At 70.1% G+C, this 8,651-nt stretch carries 2 protein-coding genes; both read right to left on the reverse strand.

Annotated features, from left to right (window positions below):
- On the reverse strand, positions 1–4,861 hold a 4,861-nt coding region (locus QR77_RS23785; protein WP_150130428.1), incomplete at its 3' end, for a type I polyketide synthase.
- A 57-nt stretch (positions 4,862–4,918) separates the two neighbouring features.
- The coding region (locus QR77_RS23790; protein WP_160310946.1) for a type I polyketide synthase at positions 4,919–8,651 on the reverse strand (3,733 nt) is incomplete at its 5' end.

Below are 8,651 nucleotides of genomic sequence, written 5' to 3' on the forward strand. Positions count from 1 at the left end.
ATCCCAGCCACGACTCCACCGGGAAACCCCCCGACACCGCGTCCGACTCCGACACGACCAGCCGCCACAGTTCCTCGGGCGACCTCACTCCGCCCGGGAACCGGCACCCGATCCCGACGATCGCCACCGGCTCGGCATCCGCCGCCTCACTCGCCGTCCCCGCCGGGTACGGCTCCAACTCCGCCGCCACACCGTCCGGGACACCCAGCAGTTCCGCCCGTACGAACCGCGCCAGGTCACTCGCCGTCGGATGGTCGAAGACCACCGTGCTCGCCAACCGCAGCCCGGTCACACCGTTCAGCCGGTTCCGCAGCTCCACCGCCATCATCGAGTCGAAGCCCAGCTCACGGAAGGCCTGGTCCGGGGCGACGGCAGCGGGTGTGCTGTGGCCGAGTGCCGCCGCTGCCTGCGCGCGGACCAGGTCCAGCATGGCCAGGTACTGCTCTGCCTCGCTCAGTCCGTCGAGCAGCGCCGACGAGGCGGAGCCCGCCGGCGCTGCCTGCGCCGCGCCGCCCTGCTCCTCCAGCGCCGCCCGCACTTCGGGGATGTCCGACAGCAGCGGAGAGCGCCGAACGGCCGTGAACTGGGGAGCGAACACCTCCCAATCGATGTCGGCGACGATCCTTGTCGTCTCGGTGGCAGCCGTAGCCTGAGCCAGTGCCGCGACCGCTCGGTCGGGGTTCATGACCCGTACGCCACGGCTGAGGATCCGGTCGCCGACCTCACCGTCGGCCATTCCACCGCCGCCCCAGAGACCCCACGCCACCGAGATCGCGGTCCGCCCCCGGGCGTGGCGGTGCTGGGCGAGCGCGTCGAGGTACGCGTTGGCCGCGGCGTACGCGCCCTGTCCGCCGCCGCCCCAGATGCCGGCGCCGGACGAGAAGAGGATGAACGCGTCCAGGTCGACGTCCCGGAAGACGTCATCGAGGTGGTGCGCGCCGCGCACCTTGGCGGAGGTGAGACGGGCCAGCAGGTCGAGGCCCGTCGCGGCCAGCGGGGCGGAGTCGGTCGTACCGGCCGCGTGGATGACCGCACGGATCGGCTCGCCGTCGGAGGCGACCCCGGCGACGAGTTCGGCCAGCGCGTCCCGGTCCGCGACATCGCACGCCGCGAGGGTGACCCGTACGCCGAGGGCCGTCAGTTCGGACTCCAGCTCGCTCGCTCCCGCCGCTGAGCGGCCCTGCCGGCTGGTGAGTACGAGGTGCTCGGCACCGTTGGCTGCGAGCCACCGGGCGAATCGGCCGCCGACGGCGCCGGTGCCACCGGTGATGAGGACCGTGCCGCGCGGCTGCCATGCCGGGCGGCGGTGAGTGGTTTTGCGGGCCACGCGCGCGAGGCGCCGGGCGAAGACTCCGGAGGAGCGAACCGCGAGCTGGTCCTCGCCCTGCTTCCCGGCGAGCGCGGCACACAGCCCGCGCAGCACCCGCGGGTCGAGGGTCTCCGGCAGGTCGACCAGGCCGCCCCACCGTTCGGAGTGCTCCAGCCCGGCCACCAGACCGAGCCCCCACACCTGAGCCTGCTCGGGACGTATCGCCGTCTCAGCGCCGGGAACCTGTACGGCTCCGCGCGTGGCGCACCACAGCGGTGCGGATACGGCGGTATCGCCGAGCGCCTGGATCAGCAGCAGCGTTCCGGCCGGTCCGGCGGTCAACGTCGGGTGATCGGGGCGCGGTGTCTCGTCGAGGGCCAGCAGGGACAGCACGCCGGCCGGTTCCGCACCGTCGAGCGTGCCGACGGTCTCGGCCACGCGTCGGGCCAGCAAGTCCCGGTCGTGGTCAGCGCGTACGGTCAGACTGACCACCCGGGCGCCGGCGGAAGACAGGGCGTCCCGCACCGCTTCCGCATACGGCTGGACCGTGTCGCCGTCCGGTACGGCGAGCAGCCAGGCACCGCTGAGCGACACCGACCGCGCGTCGGACACCGGCTTCCAGTCGACGCGGTAGTGCCAGGCGTCCGCCTCGGAGCGCTCCTGGTTGTCCCGGCGCCACGGGCCGAGCAGGCCGAGGACGTCATCCAGCCGGGAGGCGTCGTCGTCCACGCCGAGCAGGTCGGCGAGTTCGCCGCGGTCCGCACTGTCGACGGCCGCCCAGAACCGGTTCTCCTCGGGATCGGCGGCGTCCCCGGATGCCGCGGAGGCCGACCCGTCGAGCCAGTACCGCTCCGACTGGAAGGCGTAGGTCGGCAGGTCGAGGTAGTCCGCTGTCGCTTGGGCTACGGGCCACTTGATGGGGAGTCCGGCGGTGAAGGCTTCGGCGAGTGCGAGGGTGAAGCGGCGTTGTTCGTCTTCGTTGCGTCGCAGGGTGCCGAGGGCGACTGCGGAGGTGTCTGCTTCCTCGATGCTTTCTTCGACGGAGGTGGTCAGTACGGGGTGGGCGCTGGTCTCGATGAATATGTCGAAGCCGTCGGCGAGCAAGGCCCGCGTGGCGCCGTGGAAGTCGACTGTCTGGCGCAGGTTGGTGTACCAGTACTGCGCGTCCAGCGCCGAGCCTTCGAGTACGGCACCAGTCACTGCTGAGTAGAAGGGGATGTGGCCGGCCTGGGGCCTTACGGGTTCGAGCAGTTGCAGTAGCTCTTCGTGGATTGCTTCGACGTGTGCGGAGTGTGAGGCGTAGTCGACCGGGATGCGTCGGGCCCGTACTCCCCGGGCTTCGCAGGAGGTGAGGAGTTCTTCGAGGGCTTGCGTGTCACCGGAGATGACTGTCGACAGTGGGCCGTTCACGGCTGCTACCGACAACTGCTCACCGAGCAAAGGCCGAACGTCCTCGGCTGCAAGCGCCACGGACACCATTCCGCCACGTCCCGCGAGCACACCGAGGGCTTTGCTGCGCAGTGCGACGACCCGGGCGGCGTCGTCCAGCGACAGGGCCCCGGCGATGCACGCGGCGGCGATCTCACCCTGCGAGTGACCAACCACGGCGCCCGGCTCAACACCGTACGACCGCCACAGTCCGGCGAGCGAGACCATCACCGCGAACAGCACGGGCTGGACCACATCGACCCGGTCGAACCCGGGCGCATCAGCCTCCCCGCGTACCACCGCTGACAACGACCAGTCCACGAACGGCGACAGTGCCTCTTCGCACGCCGTCATCTGCTCGCGGAAGACCGGCGAGGATTCCCAGAGTCCGGCCGCCATGCCCGCCCACTGCGACCCCTGACCAGGGAACACAAACACGGGGCGCCCACCGGACGAGCCAGTACCGGACACCACACCCGGTGCTACCCCACCCGAGGCCACTGCCTCCAGACCGGCCAGCAACTCCGCACGGTCACCGGCCACCACCACAGCCCGACGCTCAAATACGGACCGCGCCGACACCAGCGCAGCCCCCACACCGGCCAGGTCCAACCCGGGGCGTTCCGTCACGAACGCACGCAACAACTCCGCCTGCGCGCGAAGTGCCTCCGCGCTCTTCCCCGACACCACCCACGGAACGAACCCGGACGGCTCACTGGCGACGGCTTCCAGCTCCGGCGCGGGGACCTGTTCCAGGATGACGTGGGCGTTGGTCCCGCTCATGCCGAAGGCGGAGATGCCGGCCCGTCGCAGGCGGTCCACCTCCGGCCAGGCCCGCTGCTCGGTCAGCAACTCCACCGCGCCGCCCGCCCAGTCCACATGCGAGCTCGGCGCATCCACATGCAGCGTCTTGGGCAGCACACCCTTACGCATGGCCATCACCATCTTGATGACCCCGCCCACGCCCGCAGCCGCCTGCGCGTGCCCGATGTTCGACTTCAACGACCCCAGAAGCAGGGGCTGTTCTGCGTCACGGTCCCGGCCGTAGGTCGCGAGGAGCGCCTGCGCCTCGATCGGGTCACCCAGCCGGGTCCCCGTCCCGTGCGCCTCAACCACATCGACGTCCCCCGTGCTCAGCCGGGCATCGGCCAAGGCCTGTCGAATCACCCGCTGTTGGGAGGGCCCGTTGGGCGCGGTGAGTCCGTTGCTGGCGCCGTCCTGGTTGACCGCGCTGCCCCGTACGACCGCCAGCACCGGGTGCCCCAGCCGTACGGCGTCCGACAGGCGCTCGACCAGCAGCACCCCCACACCCTCGGCCCACCCAGTACCGTCCGCTCCCTCCGCGAACGCCTTGCACCGACCGTCCGACGACAACCCACGCTGCCTGCTGAACTCCACGAACAGACCGGGCGACGACATGACCGTCACCCCACCCGCCAGCGCCATCGCACACTCACCGCGCCGCAACGCCTGCACTGCCAGATGCAGCGCCACCAACGATGACGAACACGCCGTATCCACGGTGACCGCCGGCCCCTCCAGACCGAACGTGTACGACAACCGACCCGCCGCGATACTGCCCGCGCTGCCGTTGAGCAGATAGCCCTCAAGTTCCTCGGGGGCCTTGCCGATCCGGGATCCGTAGTCGTGGTACATCAGGCCCATATAGACGCCGGTACGGCTGCCGCGCAGCGTCACCGGGTCGATGCCCGCCCGCTCGACGGCCTCCCACGAGGTCTCCAGCAGCAACCGTTGCTGCGGGTCCATCGCCAACGCCTCACGCGGCGAGATCCCGAAGAACTCCGCATCGAACTCCGCTGCGTCGTACAGGAATCCCCCCTCGCGGGTGTACGTCTTCCCCACCGCGTCCGGATCCGGATCGAAAAGTGCCTCGCCGTCCCAGCCACGGTCCGTGGGCCACGACGACACCGCGTCCGACCCCGACGCGACCAGCCGCCACAAGTCCTCCGGTGAGCGCACGTCACCCGGGAACCGGCACCCCATTCCGACGATCGCGACGGGCTCGTGCGCATCGTCCTGGAGTTGCCGCAGGCGCTCACGGGTGTCGCGCAGATCCGTGGCGGCCTGCTTGAGGTACGAGCGCAGCTTGTCCTCGGTGTTCACTCTCTCCCCCTACCTGCCGGTCCTGCGGTCATGAAGATCCGTCGCCTGACGTCACTGTCAGATGCCGTTGTCGAGGAACTCGAAGAGCTGGTCGTCGCTTGCCGAGTCGAACCGGTCAGCCCCCGACGTTTCGTCGCCGCTGGCCGGGTCGGCACCGAGGTACTTGGCGACGAGCTGCTGCATCCGGCTCAGTACGCGTTCGCGGCCCTGCTCGGCCGGGGCCAGGCCGGCGAGTGCGGACTCCAGTTCATCGAGGTCGCCCAGCACCCGGTCCGTCAACGACTCTTCCTGCGGGCGTAGTTCGTCCCACAGGTGATCGGCCAGTGCGGCGGGCGTCGGGTAGTCGAAGGCCAGGGTGGCGGAGAGACGCATGCCGGTGGCCCGCGTCAGGTGGTTGCGGAGTTCCACCGCGCCCAGGGAGTCGAAGCCGAGTTCCTTGAAGGTCTGGTGCGGCTTTACGGCGGTCCCCGACGCGTGGCCGAGGACTCCGGCGGCCTGCGTGCAGACCAACTCCCTCAGTTGCTCGGTCCGTTCCGTCTCGGAGGCCGCCGCCAGACGCTCGGCCAAGGTGGCGGTGTCCGTGGTCTGACCGTTGTCCGCCGTGGCCCCCGTCCGCTGCCCCGGCCTGCGGACCAGCTCTCGCAGGATGGCCGGCAGGGTGCCCGCTGCGGCCTGCTCGCGCAGGCTCGCCTCGTCGAGAACGGCGGGCAGGACAAAGGTCTGCCCCGTACGTACGGACGCATCGAACAGGTCGAGCCCGTGCTCGGACGTCATCTCCGCGAGTCCGATCCGGGTGATGCGCCGCATGGCGATCGCGTCGAGGTGTTCCGTCATCTCGCTCCGCGCGGCCCAGAAACCCCAGCCGAGGGCGGTACCGGGCAGCCCGTTGGCGGCACGGTGCGCGGCGAGTGCCTCTACGAAGACGTTGGCCGCCGCGTAATGCGCCTGACCGGCGCTCCCGAAGGTGGCCGCCGCTCCCGAGAAGAGGACGAAGGCGTTGAGGTGGTGGTCCCGGGTGAGATGGTGGAGGTTGAGGGCCGCGTCGATCTTCGGGCGCAGGACGCGGTCCAGTTGGTCGGGTGTCAGCCCGGTGACCAGGGCGTCGTCCAGGACGCCCGCCGCGTGGATCACCGCCGTCAACGGCCGCTCCTGCGGAATCGCCGCCAACACAGCGGCCAGCGCCTCACGATCCGCCGCGTCACACGCGACCACGCCCACCTGCGCACCCAGCGCCGTCAGCTCAGCGACCAACTCCCGCCCACCGGGCGCCTGTTCGCCCCGTCGGCTGGTCAGCAGCAGATGCCGTACGTCGTGCTCGGTGACCAGGTGCCGCGCCAGCAGGGCGCCGATGGTCCCGGTGCCGCCGGTGATCAGGACGGTGCCCGTATCTCCGCCGAAGTCCAGGGCTGTTTCCGGGGCGGCAGGGGTGCTGTGGCGTACGAGCCGGGGTACGTACACCGCACCGTCACGCACGGCCAGTTGTGGTTCTTGGCCTGAGGGGAGGCTTGCGGCGAGTGCATCGTCGGCACCGTCCACCAGCCAGAGACGGTCCGGGTGTTCACGCTGCGCGGACCGCACCAGACCCCATACCGGGGCGTTCACCAGGTCGGCAAAGTCGTCACCTGGTCGTACGGCAACCGCGCCGTGGGTGACGAACACCAGCCGTGACGAGGCCAAGCGCTGGTCGGACAAGAACTGCTGAAGCAGCGTCAGGGCGCGCTGTGTGGCTGCCCGTGCCTGGTCCGCGAGACGGTCCGCCGGCACATCACCGGTCGTGAAGGGCGCGACGAGGACCTCGGGGACGGATTCTCCGAGGCCTGCCAGATCGAGGTCCGGTCCCAGGACGGCGCAGCGGTCGGCGACCGTCGGGTCCGGCTGTACCAGCGCGGGCTGCCACTCCAGCCGGTACAGATCCTCCTGCCCGCCGACCCGCAACTGCTCGGCGCTCACCGTGCGCAGGGCCAGCGACTCCACCGACACCACCGGCCGCCCGGCCGGATCCGTCGCCGACAAGGACACCGCGCCCTCGCCTGCCGCAGTCAGCCGCACGCGGAGCGCCGTGGCGCCGGGGGAGACCGGAGACACTCCGGTCCATGAGAACGGAAGCCGGGGTTCGCCGATCCCGTTGGCGTCCGGGTCGATGAGTACGAGCGCGTGCAACGCGGCGTCCAGCAGGGCCGGATGCAGGGCGAATCCGCCACTGTCGTTGTGAGGCAGTTCAACCTCGGCGAAGACCTCGCCGGGCCGACGCCACACGGCCCGGAGCCCCTGGAACAGCGGCCCGTAGTCGTAGCCAGCGACGGCGAACTCCTCGTACAGCGCCGAGACGTCCACCTTCTCCGCACCCGTCGGAGGCCAGGACGTGGGCTGGAGGGCCGCCGGCTCGTCCGCTGCCTCGGGGGCCAGGACGCCCCGGGCGTGAACCGTCCACTCCTGGTCGGAACGGGAGCGCACGACGACCGCCCGATACCCGGACTCGTCGGCACCGGCCACGCTCACATGGAGCCGCACCTCGCCGTGGTCCGGCACCAGCAACGGTGCTTCCAGCACCAGTTCCCGCACACCAGCGGTACCGACCTCGGCACCGGCCCGCAGCGCCATGTCCAGGAAGGCGGTTCCGGGAAGGAGTGCTGTTCCGAATACGGCGTGCTCGGCGAGCCAGGGGTGCGAGCGCAGGGAAATCGAGCCCGTCAGCACGATGCTGTCGGAGTCGGGTACGGGAACCATCGCGCCGAGCAGCTCATGGCCAAGGCCCTCCAGGCCCAGGCCGGCCGCGTCGGTCGCCCCGCCCGGTACCGGCTCCAGCCAGTACCGCTCCGACTGAAAGGCGTAGGTCGGCAGGTCGAGATAGTCCGCCGTTCGCTCTGTTACGGGCCACTCCACGGGGAGTCCGGCCGTGAAGGCTTCGGCGAGTGCGAGGGCGAAGCGTCGTTGTTCGTCTTCGTTGCGTCGCAGGGTGCCGAGTGCGACTGCGTAGGTGTCCGCTTCTTCGATGCTTTCTTCGATGGAGGCGGTGAGTACGGGGTGGGCGCTGGTCTCGATGAATATGTCGAAGCCGTCGGCCAGGAGTGCCCGCGTGGCGCCGTGGAAGTCGACTGTCTGGCGCAGGTTGGTGTACCAGTACTGCGCGTCGAGCGCCGAGCCTTCGAGCACGGCACCAGTCACTGCTGAGTAGAAGGGAATGCGGCCGGTCTGAGGGCGTACAGGTTCGAGTAGTTCAAGCAGTTGCTCGTGGATTTCTTCGACGTGTGCGGAGTGTGAGGCGTAGTCCACCGGGATCCGTCGAGCCCGTACCCCTTCGGCTTCGCAGGAGGCCAGCAATTCTTCGAGGGCTTGCGCGTCACCGGAGACGACCGTCGACAGTGGCCCGTTGACCGCTGCAACCGACAACTGCTCGCCCAGCAACGGCCGAACGTCCTCGACCGCCAGCGCGACAGACACCATTCCGCCGCGTCCCGCCAGCACGCCCAGCGCTTTGCTGCGTAGTGCGACGACCCGGGCGGCGTCGTCCAACGACAGGGCCCCGGCGACGCACGCGGCGGCGATCTCACCCTGCGAGTGACCAACCACGGCGCCCGGCTCAACACCGTACGACCGCCAGAGTCCGGCGAGCGAGACCATCACCGCGAACAGCACGGGCTGGACCACATCTACCCGGTCGAACCCGGGCGTACCTTCCTCTCCGCGTACCACCGCTGACAGTGACCAGTCCACGAACGGCGACAGTGCCTCTTCGCACGCCGTCATCTGCTCGCGGAATACCGGTGAGGATTCCCAGAGTCCGGCCGCC

It is taken from the genome of Streptomyces sp. 150FB, from assembly GCF_000818195.1.
GTDB lineage: Bacteria > Actinomycetota > Actinomycetes > Streptomycetales > Streptomycetaceae > Streptomyces.